6 protein-coding genes are annotated in these 14644 nt (G+C 41.7%); 3 read left to right on the top strand and 3 right to left on the bottom strand.

Annotated elements, in window-relative coordinates; genetic code table 11:
• Window positions 1–41 precede the first annotated feature (41 nt).
• Window positions 42–5153, bottom strand: coding sequence for an adenylate/guanylate cyclase domain-containing protein (locus BM291_RS02135; protein WP_092894520.1), 5112 nt, complete (start codon window positions 5151–5153; stop codon window positions 42–44).
• Window positions 5154–5462: 309 nt separating this feature from the next.
• On the opposite strand from BM291_RS02135, the gene uvrA reads away from it, so the two are divergent.
• Complete coding sequence (gene uvrA, locus BM291_RS02130; RefSeq protein ID WP_092894519.1) at window positions 5463–8279, top strand: excinuclease ABC subunit UvrA; 2817 nt, start codon at window positions 5463–5465, stop codon at window positions 8277–8279.
• Between the two features lie 251 nt (window positions 8280–8530).
• Here the strand turns inward: uvrA and BM291_RS02125 are convergent, their stop codons facing one another.
• Together BM291_RS02125 and BM291_RS02120 are read right to left on the bottom strand one after the other, a co-directional pair.
• Window positions 8531–8842, bottom strand: a complete 312-nt coding sequence (locus BM291_RS02125) for a rhodanese-like domain-containing protein (RefSeq protein ID WP_092894518.1) — start codon at window positions 8840–8842, stop codon at window positions 8531–8533.
• 11 nt (window positions 8843–8853) lie between these two features.
• A complete protein-coding gene (locus BM291_RS02120) occupies window positions 8854–10248 on the bottom strand; it encodes an MBL fold metallo-hydrolase (RefSeq protein WP_092894517.1) in 1395 nt (464 codons plus the stop codon).
• A 192-nt stretch (window positions 10249–10440) separates the two neighbouring features.
• Here BM291_RS02120 and BM291_RS02115 point away from each other — a divergent pair, with 192 nt between their 5' ends.
• Together BM291_RS02115 and BM291_RS02110 are read left to right on the top strand one after the other, a co-directional pair.
• Complete coding sequence (locus tag BM291_RS02115) at window positions 10441–12972, top strand: M14 family zinc carboxypeptidase (protein WP_092894516.1); 2532 nt, start codon at window positions 10441–10443, stop codon at window positions 12970–12972.
• 186 nt (window positions 12973–13158) lie between these two features.
• Window positions 13159–14616 carry a potassium/proton antiporter gene (locus tag BM291_RS02110; protein WP_092894515.1) on the top strand — a complete coding sequence of 486 codons (1458 nt, stop codon included), beginning with the start codon at window positions 13159–13161 and terminating at the stop codon, window positions 14614–14616.
• Window positions 14617–14644: the final 28 nt, after the last annotated feature.

Genomic DNA, 14644 nt, shown 5'->3' with positions numbered 1-14644 from the left:
ATTATATCACTCAACTGACCCAAGCTCTCAAAAAGTATGGATCAAATTTTACTCTCTACGAAATACATCTCAACAAGTCCCTTATTCTTCACCTCAATTTTACCACGCGAAGAGCAGGTGAATTTATCTTGGATTAACTCATAGGTATAACCGCTAATGTTGATTTTACTGGCCTCTCCAGCCGTTTCCATTCTGGAAGCAATATTTACTGTGTCGCCCCAGATGTCATAAGCGAACTTCTTCAAACCGACTATTCCGGCTATCACGGGACCTGTGTGAATTCCTATTCGCATACTTATTACTGGCTTTCCTTGGGAGATTTTTGATCTCTGATGAGCCTGAATAAAGTCATTGATCTCAAAAGCTGCCAAGATGATATTTGCTGCATCAAAATCCTTCTGCAGATTCAATCCCCCTGCACACATGTAGCTATCTCCTACAGTCTTGATCTTTTCGACACCGTACTTCTCCACAATCCTGTCAAATTCACAATAGAAGTAGTTTAATTCTGCCACCAGTTCTTCAGCAGAAAGCGTCTCACACAGTCCTGAGAAATTCACAATATCAGTGAACATCACGCTGACATTATTGAAATGTCTGGCTTTGGAAGCTCCATGGTTTTTAAGCTCATAGGCTATCTCAGGAGGCAAAATATTCAATAGCAAATGATCCGCTTTCTCCTTTTCCTCATTGAGTTGCTTTGTTCTCAAATGGATTTTATCCTCCATATTTTGGTAGAGAAGTGCATTCTCTAGAGAAATCGCCATTTGACTTGATAGTATATTGATCAAATTCAAACGCTCAGCAGTGAATGCTCCTTCTATCAGGTTATTTTCCAGGTAGATGATTCCCGTAACTTCATTTTGCTTAATTAGCGGAACGCACAAGATGGATTTCAACTTATCTTGCTGAATATAAACGTCTTTGGCAAAACGAGTATCCTGTGCAGCATTGTCCAGAATAACGTTTTCATTGTTTTTGGCTACGTAATACACCACTTCCTTTGCAATGGAATCAAAGTCTTTTAAGGGAAGATTTTCAAAGAGCTTCGGATCTGGATATTTGGTACATGATTCGGATTGCACGGTGAATCCCTCCTCATTTTTCAGTAATAAGACCATGCGCTGGGCGCCTGCATTCTCGATGATGATTCTCATCAAAATAGTCAAGAGATCCTTCAGTCGGATTTCCCTAGAAATTGCCTCAGAAGATTTCATTACTGACTTTAGATCCAAGTCCTGATTAGAAAACTTCTGGATGGTACTCTTATCATCAGCTCGCTGACCAAACCTGAATTCTTTCTGAGAAAAATTACTAGAACTACGCTTGGATGCCATCAAATCTGCTATCCCTTTTGCTCCAAGCAATTCATATGTATACTCGGCATCACTTAAATGAATCGCCGCAATTTTTTTCTTGTCGCCGTTCAGATGTAGTTCAAACAACTTTCGATTGGCTAAAGCTTGAATTTGGAGATACTCATACGTTTCTGCAGCATCCAATGCTAGATAATAGTGCTTTTGAGCACCATCTACTGAGCCATTTACCTTCGCTAGTTCTCCTACTAATAATTCATATTTATGTTCAAAATTACTCGGACTGTGTCGGGTATATTTTCTGAACTTATCCACAATTTTACTCAAACTACGCTTCCATTTGAGCCTGTCTGTAGCTCGAGCAGAAGGAATAAGGGCTGCCAGAATTAATCCTTTGTAGAAATAATGCTCTGCAGTGTGGAGCATTCCGGGAGAATCTTTCAAATATTGATCTGAGATCAAAGACACTTCAAAAGCCGCTTCATATTCCTCCCAGAGATAGAGCGATTGCATCTTATTGATGTAGTAGAAGTGGGCGAAATGTCTTGAGTTAAACCCAGCTAATAGCTTGATATATTGCTCTTCGTTAAAATTCTGATCTGAGAAAGAAAGACTACTTTCAGTCTGTCCCTTAAGATTTTTAATCGCTTGGTTTACAGCCGCTATTGTAAGCACAGCCTCCTCCAACTGAATTCTATTGAGAAAATCCAAGTAAGCGGCACTTGAATCTAATATTGAATCAAACTGGACGCCACGCATAAAATGACTTTGGATCATAGCGCAACTCGCACAACTCGCATGAAAAAGGTCACCTACTTCTAATCCAGATTCATAGGCATTCTGCCAATAGGTCTCCATTTCCAATGCCGGCTTTCGCCAGGGAATAGCAAAATATCCTGTCACAAAACTTGTTTCAGCCCTTGCACCGTAGTTTTGGTACTTTTCTACCAGTGCCAATGTCAACTGTCCAAGTTTATATCCAGTAGTTCTAAAGCCTAGAATCCCACTGTGGAAAACTGGGCCAAAGCCTAGAAATCCTATAAATCCCCCATCTGCATTCCCATGCTTCAGGCATAGGTTCACCATGATAGCACTGACCAAAACACACAGTTCTGGACGAATCTGAAAAGCCGACTGAGCGGCAGCAGCCATAAGCAAAATCGCAGTTTTAAGCTTTTCATCCTGCATTTCCGGCAGATTGATCAGATCTTCTACATCACGATTGCCCATTAGGCTTTTATATTTCACAAACTCAATTGCTAAACTCGGAGGAGAAAAACTTGATGGGATTTTCACTCCCAATTCTGCGGTAACTTCTCTACAAGCTTTATATGCAGCTTCGAAATTTCGAATATTATTGAAGAACTGGATTTTTCGAATAGTGACTATTGCTCTGTCTATTACATCATCGGTATAGCTTAATGCTTTATCAAAAAATGCTTCGACGACATCATTATTTCCTATTAAATGTTCCGATTCTGCCCGTTGCAAATTCAGATCGCGCAACATTTTCTCAGGTACAATCAGGCCCTTTTCCTCTACCAGCTCCATGGCTGTTCTAATATATATCAACCCAGATTCATAGGCGTTTGCATATTTTGCGCGAATACTAGCGGCAATATTCATCGAAACTACCTTCTTCAGAAGTGATTCATCAGTGATGAGACTTTGCGCAAAATTGAAATGATCCGTGACCGTATAGATGTGATCGGATTGCTCTATGTTTCCCAGCTTCGCTATGATACTCTTAGCGATAGCTAGCCGAACCTCTTTTTTCTCTTTATCTGGAAGCATCCCAAGTGCTGCCTGTTGGATTTTGTCATGCTGAAATCCATAATCATCGTCACCGGATCGCTCCTTGGTTTTGATGTTTTCTATGATGCACAGCTTCTCAGCTAGCTTTAACTGCATATCCAGCTCCTCTTCGCTGATATCAATCAACCCACTTAGTACTTCTATCGAAAACGTATTGCCTATACAAGAAGCGTATTTTAGTGTTACTTGAACTTCAGCAGGTAGTCTAAAAAACAATTCTGCCATCAAGTCAATGACATTATCGCTGATTTTTACTCGGTATGCTTTTTCTGCACTGTATGTCCAGTGCTGAGTATTTTGAGATAAGTTGATTGCTCCGCTTTCATAGAGAGTGAGTAGGCACTGTCTGATAAAGAATGGGTTCCCAAGCGTTTTTCTGAAGATAATTTGTGCCAGTTCAGCGCTTTTTTCTACAGATATAGACAAGGAATCTGAGACTATTTCGGCCACCGAATTCTGATCAAGAGGCTTCAAGTCTATCAGAGTAGAAATCACATCATGAGACTTTAGTCTATCCAGCATCAACATCAAAGGATGCGATGGAGAAACCTCATTCTCCCTATAAGCACAGATAATCAGTAGGTGTTTCAGACTATGATCTTGAAGTGTAGTCTCCAGCCATCGCCTGGTCGTGGTATCCAGCCATTGCAAATCATCCAAGAATATGCACATCGGATGATCCTGACTTGCAAATGAGCGGATGAAACTATTAAAAACCTGATTAAACCGGTTTTTGGATTCTGTCATGGGCAAGATTGGTACTTCAGGTTGTGCACCTATCAAAAGCTCCAAATCAGGCATAATATCGATGAGCAACTGACCAGAATTCCCCACAGCCTTCATAATGCTGTTTTTCCAGTAGGTTCGTTGCTCTTCTCCACGCATCAAAATCTGATCTATCAAATCATTTAAGGCCAGCAAAAGCGAACTCAACGGTGGGTTCTTCTTATACTGCTCAAACTTTCCCGAAATGAAAAATCCCCCTTCCAGGTCTATATATTTTTGAAATTCACGTACAAAGCTTGATTTCCCTACACCGGAATACCCGCTCACAAGCGCTAATTCGGCTTTTTGATTTTTTGCCCGCTTGAAAATCTCATGCATTTGAGCCAAATCCTCATCTCTTCCATAGATCTTCGAAGAGATCTGAAACTGATCCAAATGATCCTGAGTACCAAGTTTGAAATTAGAGACCTCATTGATATCCAGCAGCCGGTCCAAACACTGTTGCAAATCATTCAATAAGCCAGAGCAGCCTTGGTATCTTTCTTCCGTGTTTTTCTTCAATAATTTGAGAATCAACTTTTCCATCACCTCCGGAATATCATCACGGAATTTGTGAGGTGATTCAGGTAATAGAGCCAAGTGGGCATGCATCAACTCTACAGGATCAGAAAGTTTAAAAAGAGGTCGCTCAGTGATCATTTCATACAATACAGCTCCAATAGAGTATAAGTCTGTTCTATGATCAATTGGTCTGTTCATCCGACCTGTTTGTTCGGGTGAGATATAGTGAAGTCCAAGTTCAAGTGCCTCACTGACATTGGAATAATTCAAATCCCGACCCCGTTCAATGGCAAAGTCAAAGCCCCAAACTTTTATTTCCCCATCACTATCGACGATGATATTAGTGGGGTTAATATTTTTGTGGATAATATTCTTACTGTGTAGGTAAAGTACAGCCCTGGTGATCCCCATGGCTATTTTCAGGAATTCGATTAAATCCAGCCTTCCCTTCTTTAAGTACTCAGCGAGCGTTTCCCCAGTCACATCTTCATTGACCAGAATAGGGAGATTCTCTAAATGCTCCAATCCAATCGGTTGTACAATATTTGGATGTGAAAGCTTAGAAAGTATCGAAAACTCCTGCTTCATGTGATTCAAATCCCGAAAAGTAGGATAGGCAGAACGAAAGGTCTGAATGGTAACAGGTTTGGAATCCAAGACACGATGCGCTTTATAAACGATGTATCTGGAGTTCTCTCGAACCTTGTCCAGTATATTAAATCGAAGATCAGACATTCAAAAAGTATGGTGAATTTGGAAACAAGATAGTTGGCGGATTTAATAAAAATGATAGTACAATTTAACAGATGTATCTTAGTAAAGTACAAAATGTAGCAAATTATTTTAAATACAAAGTCGTATCAAATCTGCATTTCATTACCCTAATAATGCTCTAAAGACCAATTTCAAAGCTCTAATTTGGTAGTCAGCGGCGCCTGTCAAACAGATATTTCAAGGGTGTCTCGACAGCCACCGGAACATTAAATAAACAACCTTCCCAACTTTTTGATCAGTTCCTCTGTTCCTTTTGTAACTTTGCCAGCTATGACTTTGAGCACTTTATCCGCTACTACAGAAATCGACTCACTCGACCCCAAGGAATTCATTATTATCAAAAATGCCCGGGTGAATAACCTAAAAAGCCTGAGCGTTGCGATTCCCAGAAATAAATTTGTGGTGATCACCGGCCTTTCAGGTTCGGGGAAATCTTCCTTGGCATTTGACACACTTTTTGCCGAAGGCCAACGCATGTATGTGGAAAGCCTCAGTTCTTACGCTCGGCAGTTCCTCGGCAGGATGGAAAAACCTGATGTGGAATACATCAAAGGTGTAGCTCCAGCAATCGCAATTCAGCAAAAAGTCAATACCAAAAACCCGAGATCTACGGTCGGTACTACCACAGAAATCTATGACTACCTGAAGTTGCTTTTCTCCAGAGTGGGAAAAACGATCTCTCCTATTTCAGGTAAAGAGGTCAAACATCATACAGTTACGGACATAGTAGATTACGTTCAGTCTTTTGAAGAAGGCTCGAAAGTGATGATCTCTTGTCCGCTTCAAATCGAACGTGGGAGGAAGATCAATCAAGAATTGGAATTGCTTCTTCAAAAAGGCTATACAAGAATTCTAATTGATGATGAAGCATATTTCGTGGAAGATTTACTTCAGGAAAAAAAGATCCAAAAAGGCAATTACGAGATCCTAATTGACCGTGTAGCGGTTCATAAGGAAGACGAGGATAATCAATTCCGAATTGCAGATTCAGTGCAAACTGCTCTTTTTGAAGGTCACGGCGATTGCAAAATCACGATTCCCGGCAAAGAGTCCAAGAGCTTTTCTGATAGATTCGAACTCGATGGAATTCAATTCGAGCTTCCATCAGTTAACTTTTTCTCTTTCAACAATCCTTTTGGTGCTTGCCGCACCTGCGAAGGTTTTGGGAATGTATTGGGAATCGATCCTGATTTGGTGATTCCTGATAAGGATCTTTCAGTTTATGAAGGAGCGGTAGCACCTTGGCGAGGAGAGTCTTCCAGAGCTTGGGTAGAGCCTCTTTTGAAAAAAGGGATTGAATTTGATTTCCCTATTCACAGAGCATATGCGGATCTGAACGATACGGAAAAAGCGTTGCTTTGGACTGGAAACAAATACTTCAAGGGCTTAGACGCATTTTTCAAAGACCTAGAAACCAAAACTCACAAAATCCAATACCGTGTTATGCTTTCGCGTTTTCGCGGACGCACTACTTGCCCAGATTGCAAGGGAACTCGCTTGCGTAAAGACGCTTCATACGTCAAAATCGCAGACAAATCCATCATTGACATTGTTCTGATGCCCATTGATGAGGCATTACCCTTTTTCAATACCCTTGAACTTCCTCCACATCAAGCGAAGATTGCCAATAGACTGCTAAAAGAAGTTCAGAGTCGACTGGAATACATGGATCAAGTCGGCTTAGGTTATTTGACCTTGAATCGATTGACCGCCTCACTTTCAGGTGGAGAATTTCAGCGTATCAAACTTGCTACTTCCTTAGGTTCGGCTCTTGTCGGCTCTATGTACATTTTGGATGAGCCAAGCATTGGCCTACATCCAAGAGACACCGATCGACTAGTAGATGTCCTGAAATCACTCCGAGACATGGGCAATACCGTAATCGTGGTAGAGCATGAGGAGAAAGTGATGAAAGCTGCCGATCAGATTATAGACATCGGGCCAGACGCGGGCGTTCACGGAGGAGAATTGCTTTTCCAAGGCTCAATCAAAGAGCTTATGACTTCGGCACAAACTCACACTGCCAAGTATTTGCGTGGTGAAGAGCAAATCTTCAAAAAAGATGGTAATCGTCCCTGGAAGGACTCCATTCTAGTAAAAGGCGCAAGAGAAAACAACTTGAAAAATATCTCTGTCAAATTCCCACTCAACACCCTGACATGTGTAACTGGGGTTTCTGGCTCTGGAAAATCTACCTTGATCAAGAAAGTGCTTTATCCTGCCCTAGGCAAAATGCTAGGTACAGTCATAGACGAAAGTGGAAAATATGACAAGATCGAAGGCGATTACAAATCCATTTCTCAGGTGGAATTTGTGGATCAAAATCCTATCGGAAAATCTTCCCGATCCAATCCAGTGACCTATGTGAAAGCATACGATGCAATCAGAACCTTATTCTCTGAGCAGACTATCTCTAAGCAGAGAGGCTACAAACCAGCATTTTTCTCTTTCAACGTAGATGGTGGACGCTGTGAAAACTGTGCCGGTGAAGGTATCACTACTGTGGAAATGCAGTTTATGGCTGATATTCATTTGACTTGTGAATCCTGCAAAGGCAAGCGATTCAAAAATGAGATCTTAGATGTCAAATACAACGAAAAAGACATTTCAGATGTCTTAGGTATGACCATCGATGAAGCACTAGAATTCTTCCAAGGAAAAACCCAAATCATCAATAAACTTCAGCCATTACAAGAAGTAGGGCTTGGTTACATTGGGATGGGCCAAAGCTCAAACACCCTTTCGGGTGGTGAGGCTCAGCGTGTGAAACTGGCCTCATTCCTAGGAAAAGGCGGCACCAAACACGGGGATCATATTCTATTTATATTCGATGAACCGACCACAGGACTTCACTTCCACGATATCAAAAAACTCCTCCATTCCATCAATGCCCTGATTGATCAGGGTCATTCGGTCATCATCATCGAGCATAATACGGAAGTCATCAAATCGGCAGATTGGGTGATCGACTTGGGCCCAGAAGGTGGAAATAAGGGTGGATACCTCACTTTCGAAGGAACACCTGAAGATATGATGAAGGAAGAAGGAAATTACACTGCGAAGTATTTGCGAGAGGCTTTTGTGTAAGGTCTCCCGCGAAGGTGGTGCTTCATTGCGAGCAAAGCGAAGCAATCTGTTTCAAAATTACCAAGACGCAAGAGTCTCATGACTCTCGCTCACCAAATAGAAGTATCCATACTGCTATTTCTAATAACTGGATAAATATTATACTGAGTAAAAAATATTTTTACCATGAAAATCGAAAATTTGATTTACGGATTTCATGGTAAGCTTTTGGTTGCAAAAGAAAAGGGGAGCCTTGCAGCTCCCCTTTTCTCTTATCCTACACATTGATTGACATTGCTCCAAGAACCTCCGTTGATGACATTCTGAACACCATTTTTTTCCAAAATGCTCTTCGCCTGTCCGCTACGGTTGCCACTCTGGCAAAAGACAACGATATTTTTCTTGCCCTTGAATTTGGTCAATTGACTGCCAATCTTATCCAAAGGAATATTTACCGCTCCTTTGACAGATCCAGAAGCAAATTCTCCTGAAGAACGCACATCCACCAGAAATGCTCCTCCTTCGATTGCCTCTTTCAATTGAGTATTGTCTTTACTTCCGAAAATTGCTGATAAAAACCCCATAATATGATTGTTTAATTTTTAACTGTTTCATTTCCTTTTTCCAACCACTCCTTCATTCCTCCTGAGTAATTTTTAATATGCTCAAATCCATTCTTTCTTAATATAGAATAGGCAATAGCTGCTCTATCTCCACTTTGGCAATGAATTACTACCTGTTTGTCCTTACTGATTTTATCCAGATTGTCTGGCAAAGTCCCTAAGAACACGTGGTCGGCACCACTTATATGACCCGCAGCATATTCTGTCGTATTTCTTACATCGACTACCTGCACATCCTCTTTTCCAACCAGAGATTTGAACTCTTCAATTTCAATCACATCTGCAGTCTGAAGCTCCACGCCTAGCTCACTGACATCGTCAATGAATCCGTAGATATTATCAAGACCAATCCGCATCAGTTTTCGAGTGAGGTCCTCCATCTGAGTTTCATCAGCTACTAGAATGAATTGCTCTTGATAATTAAGCAACCACCCAGCCCACGTAGAGAAAGAATTATTGCCTTGGATATTGATGCTATTTGGTAAAAACCCTTTAGCAAAATCCACTTTATTTCTAGTGTCAATTACTTTCAGCCCGTCCTTATAAGCAGATAGAAACTGTTCCTTGTCAAGTTTTGGATGCTTAGGTACTTCTACCAATAAGGGTCTATCCACCTTGTTCAGGTGCTTCATCATCGCAAAATACTTCGGCGGTTCCGGCTGTCCATCCAACAAATAATCCACAAACCCTTCCTCGTCTGAAGCATATTGGAACGCCCAGTTTCGGACTTTCTCATAACCCACCGTTGAGCTAGGAACCGCACCTAAGGCTTTGCCACAGGCTGATCCAGCACCATGACCCGGCCAAACCTGAACATACTCTGGAAGTTGAGCAAATCGCTGAACAGATTCATACATCTGTTTTGCTCCTTTCTCTTGAGTTCCTATTAATCCAGCAGCTTTTTCAAGCAAATCTGGTCTTCCTATGTCTCCAACAAATACAAAGTCTCCTGTGAAAATCATGACTGGTTTATCTGTAGCAGGATGATCTGTCAATAGAAAACTGATACTCTCGGGCGTATGACCTGGAGTGTAAAGCACTTCTAAACTTAGGTTTCCGACTTCAATTTTATCGCCATGATGTAGACCTTCATGATCAAATTCATATTGCCATTCTTTTGGTCCTTCATCCGATAGATACATTTTAGCACCTGTCACAGAAGCCAGTTCTCTAGAACCACTCAGGAAATCTGCGTGAATATGCGTTTCGGCAATGTGCGTAATCTTCATGTTGTTTTGCTTGGCTATTTTCAAGTAAACATCCATATCACGCTGGGCATCAATTACAATTGCTTCACCTTTTGCCTGGCAACCTATAAAGTAACTTGCTTGGGCCAGTGATTTGTCATATACATGTTGGAAATACATCGCTATAATTATTCAGATTAAACTTCTATTTGATACTGCAAAGAACAGACTTTTGATTTTGTCGTTCAGCAACTTTTGTCACATTAGGAATTTCCAGCTCGATCCTGACCTTTCGTCCAGCTTTTTTTAATCGGTGCTAAAGCAAAACACAAATAACTTTAACTTTCAGGCTAGCATAATATATTCCCATCTATGAAAAAACTCATACTCTTATCATTATTCGTTTTTTCGATCACCATCAGCTCTTGGGCTCAGATCCAGACACCAGAGCAATTTTTGGGTTACAAACCCGGTGACCGATTCACCCCCCATCATCGCATGGTCGATTACTTCGAGCATGTAGCGGCAAATAATCCGAATGTCAAGCTCATCCAATACGGCGAAACCAATGAGAAACGCCCACTGATCATCGCGATACTTTCGAGCTCCGAAAATATGGGTAATCTGGAGCAGATCCGAACTGACAACCTCAAGAGAGCAGGTTTGATAGAAGGCTCACCTTCAACTTCAGTTCCAATCAATTGGATGTCTTTCAATGTCCATGGAAATGAGTCGGTAGGTATGGAAGCAGCCATTTCATCTTTTTATACCCTGGCAAACCCAGAAAATAGCACCTCTCAGGAATGGCTGAAAAATCAAATAGTGATCATCGATCCAGCGATCAACCCTGATGGTCGTGACAGATACTCGAACTGGTACAACCAGAAAATGAACACTACTCTTCAGCCAGACCTGCAATCTGTGGAGCATAACGAACCTTGGCCAGGTGGACGTGCAAATCACTATTTGTTTGATCTAAACCGTGATTGGGCTTGGCAAGTACAGGTAGAATCTCAGGCGAGAATGAAAGTTTACCAAGAGTGGATGCCACACTTACACTTGGATTTCCATGAGCAAGGCATCAACAATCCATTCTACATGGCTCCTGCAGCCGAGCCTCTTCATGAGCAATTGAGCTCATTTCAGCATGAGTTTCAGGATATTTTTGGCAGAAATACAGCTAAATACTTCGATGAGGCTGGAAGATTTTACTTTACCAAAGAGCAGTTTGATTTGCTTTATCCATCCTATGGGGATTCCTACCCTATGTTCAACGGGGCTATCGGCATGACTATCGAGCAAGGTGGTGGCGGACAAGCTGGCATCGGTGGATTAAATTCAGTAGGAGACACGGTTACATTAAGCTATAGAATCGAGGGACACTACACCGCCGCTATGTCGGCTGCCGAAGTGACAAGCAAGAATGCTGAGCGATTGCTTTCTGAGTTTGCAAAATTCTACAAAGACAACTCAACCAATCCTAAAGGCAAATACAAAAGCTTTATCATCAAAGGTGAAAGCAACCCAGCTCAGGTAGCCAAACTGCTTGAATTGCTAGATAAAAATGGCATTCGCTATGGAATGGCTAGTTCAAAATCAGGATTGAAAGGCTTTGCCTATGGAACTGGCAAGAGTGAGTCTTTCGCCACCACAGATAAGGACATCATCATCAGTGCTCACCAGCCCAAATCTGTCTTAACTCAGGTATTTTTCGAACCAAGTCCTACTTTGCATGACAGCATCACCTATGATATCACGAGCTGGGCCATGCCTTATGCATACGGCTTGGAAGCTTTCGCAGTAGAGACAAAACTCGAAGCTACCTCAGCATATGAGAAACCAACTTTCACCGCAAATCAAGCAGGAAAAACTCCTGTCGCTTACATTGCAGCCTGGCAAGGAACACGTGATGTAGCTTTCTTGTCTGCGCTTCTGAATGCTGGTATTCGCGTGAAATACAATGAATTTCCTTTCGAAGTAGAAGGGAAAAGCTTCCCCGCCGGATCACTCATGATCACCAAAGGCGGTAACGAATACATTTCGAATTTTGATCAGAAAATGGTAGACATCGCCAATAAATTCGGCGTCACGCTTGCCACTACTATGACTGGCTATGTGGACAAAGGAAAAGATTTTGGTTCGCCTAATGTCCGCGTACTTCAGGCACCAAAAGTTGCACTGATTGGTGGAGAAGGCACTAATTCTTTGAATTACGGAGCTATCTGGCATTTCTTCGAAAAGGAGCTAAACTATCCACTAAGCAACTTGGAAACCGGAAACATGTCCCGCTACGACTTGAGCAAATACGATGTAATCATCATGCCATCTACTCGCGGCAGTGCACTGAATGAATCAGGCCAAAAGAACTTAATGGATTGGATTCGTGAAGGCGGAAAACTGATTGCTATCGACGGAGCATTAAGTCTTTTTGCCAACAAAGAAGGTTTTGCATTGAAAACTTATGATTCAGATGATGATAAAAAAGCAGCTCAAAAAGAAGCAGATTCCTTAGCAAAAGCCGAACGTCTAGCTCCATACCAAGAAGGCGAGCGAGTAGCGATTTCTGGCGGAGCAGCTGGCGCAATCTATCAAGTGGACATGGATGTCACACATCCACTTGGATACGGAACAGGCGGGAAATATTACACCTTGAAAAACAATGCGAGCAGATTTGCTTACTTAGACAAGGGTGTAAATGCGGGAGTGATTTCCTCCAATGAGGCCCACCGCACAGGCTACATTGGCTACAAGGTCAAATCAAAAATGGGTGAATCCATGGTGATAGGCGTTGAAAGTGCAGGTCGTGGTGAGATTGTTTACTTTGTGGATGATCCAATCTTCAGAGGATTCTGGGAGTCTGGAAAACTGATTTTGAGTAATGCGATCTTTATGGTAGGCCAGTAAGTCGGAGTCAAGATTTAAGAAAAAGATTTTAGCATTTAGAATCAAGACCGGCTACTTAAAAGTGGTCGGTCTTCATTTTATATTATGGATATCTTCAGATTTAGATATCTCCACAATTTCAATCTATTTATATAACTTTTAGTAATGGCCTTACGTGCCTAGTTTTACCAAACCACCTTAACCTTTATGATCTTTACTGCTCAAAACATACTTTTAATCAGTTCTCTTTTACTTTTAGCAGGCGTATTGGCCAGTCGAACTTCCGGTAAAACAGGGGTACCTCTGCTGTTAATTTTCTTGGGAGTAGGAATGTTAGCCGGATCAGATGGGATTGGCGGCATTAAATTCGACAATCCAGCAATCACGCAGGTGCTCGGGATTATAGCTCTGACCTACATCCTGTTTTCAGGCGGTATGGACACAAAGTGGCCTAGTATAAAACCAGTTTTGTGGCCAGGAGTATCGCTATCGACGATTGGTGTCTTACTCACGAGTGTATCCTTGGGTGGCTTTGTATATTGGATTACAGAATTATCTATTTTAGAAAGTATGCTTCTTGGAGCCATAGTTTCTTCTACAGATGCAGCAGCCGTTTTCTCAGTTTTGCGAGCTAAAAGCCTAGGATTGAAAGGAAATTTGAGACCACTTTTAGAGCTAGAAAGTGGCAGTAACGATCCCATGGCTTACTTTCTGACGATTTCCATCCTTGGTTTTATCACTTTGGACACCAATTCCATTTGGGAAATCATTCCCCTTTTCGTCATCCAAATGGTTGTAGGTGGACTTTTAGGATGGGTATTCGGCCGGGCAATTGTCTTGCTCATCAATAAAGTCAAGCTGGATTTCGAGGGACTATATCCTGTCATGCTACTGGCAATGGTGCTGATTACCTACACCGTGGTAGATCTTTGCAATGGAAACGGGTTTCTGGCAGTCTACATTGCCGCTATCACTGTGGGTAACTCCAATATGGCACACAAGAAGAGCCTCATGAAGTTTTTTGACGGCGTAGCTTGGCTGATGCAAGTGGTAATGTTCATTACTCTAGGATTGCTAGTATTCCCAAAACAACTATTTCCTGTTGCTGGTGTAGCTTTAGGCGCAGCAATGTTTCTGATTTTCATCGCGAGGCCTCTGGGCGTATTTCTAGCCCTTTCCTTCTTCAAATTCAGTCTCAAAGAAAAAACCTTTATCTCTTGGGTAGGATTGCGAGGTGCAGTTCCGATTGTTTTTGCTACAGTACCGATGATTGCAGGAATTGAAATATCCTGGACTCTCTTTCATATTGTTTTCTTTATTGTCCTTACTTCAGTAGCTATTCAGGCCCCTACTTTGCCTCTGGCTGCCAAACTATTGGGTTTGGCCCTGCCTGCAGAACTCAAGCGAAAAACGCTACTAGATCTAGAATTATCGGATGATTTCAGAAATGCGGTTATGGAAATACGACTCTCATCTAGCAGTGCGGCCAACGGAAAAAAGATCCTCGAAATAGGATTTCCACCCACTTCTCTTGTCGTAATAGTGAAGCGTGATAACAAATTTATCACACCAAACGGACACACCGAATTGATGGAAGGAGACAACTTGATGATCATGCTGGAAGATGCAACTCAAGAGTCAGCGATAAAGGATTTGTTAAGCTAATTATTTAATTTTTTGTGATTTTTTGACT

It is taken from the genome of Algoriphagus aquimarinus (assembly GCF_900112005.1).
GTDB lineage: Bacteria > Bacteroidota > Bacteroidia > Cytophagales > Cyclobacteriaceae > Algoriphagus > Algoriphagus aquimarinus.
Note: the sequence above shows the minus strand (reverse complement) of the source record. Positions and strands in the feature narration are given on the sequence as shown.

Excerpts from the sequence above, each read along its gene's own strand:
- BM291_RS02135 (WP_092894520.1), bottom strand. The coding sequence starts at position 5,153 with ATGTCTGATCTTCGATTTAATATACTGGACAAGGTTCGAGAGAACTCC.
- uvrA (WP_092894519.1), top strand. The coding sequence starts at position 5,463 with ATGACTTTGAGCACTTTATCCGCTACTACAGAAATCGACTCACTCGAC.
- BM291_RS02125 (WP_092894518.1), bottom strand. The coding sequence starts at position 8,842 with ATGGGGTTTTTATCAGCAATTTTCGGAAGTAAAGACAATACTCAATTG.
- BM291_RS02120 (WP_092894517.1), bottom strand. The coding sequence starts at position 10,248 with ATGTATTTCCAACATGTATATGACAAATCACTGGCCCAAGCAAGTTAC.
- BM291_RS02115 (WP_092894516.1), top strand. The coding sequence starts at position 10,441 with ATGAAAAAACTCATACTCTTATCATTATTCGTTTTTTCGATCACCATC.
- BM291_RS02110 (WP_092894515.1), top strand. The coding sequence starts at position 13,159 with ATGATCTTTACTGCTCAAAACATACTTTTAATCAGTTCTCTTTTACTT.